This is a genomic window from Salinimicrobium oceani, from assembly GCF_012037645.1.
The window spans coordinates 1-291 of record NZ_JAAVJR010001563.1; the positions used below are offsets into that span (position 1 = coordinate 1).

Sequence of the window (291 nt, forward strand, 5' to 3'; positions counted from 1 at the left end):
CTCACCAGGGATTCATTGGCCATATTCAGGTTTGCCAATTGATTATCCAGTATTCCCTGAAATCCTATATATGCCATAAAAATTGCAATCACGTAAACATCTGCCATACTCCACTTGCCCGATTTGAAGGTGAAGAATTTAAGGATCTTATTTTTTCTTACCCGTTCACTTCCTCCTAGAAAGATCTGAGTGGAAACGAGCTTGGCAACGGGAAAGAGGATGCTAAAGACCAGGATTAAAATTCCCACTAAAAAGGAATCGACTTTTCCCGTACCAAAGAGAATGGATATT

1 protein-coding gene is annotated in these 291 nt (G+C 39.9%); it reads right to left on the reverse strand.

The features are described from left to right. On the reverse strand, positions 1–248 hold a 248-nt coding region (locus tag HC175_RS23085), incomplete at its 3' end, for a paraquat-inducible protein A (protein ID WP_317172408.1). Positions 249–291: the final 43 nt, after the last annotated feature.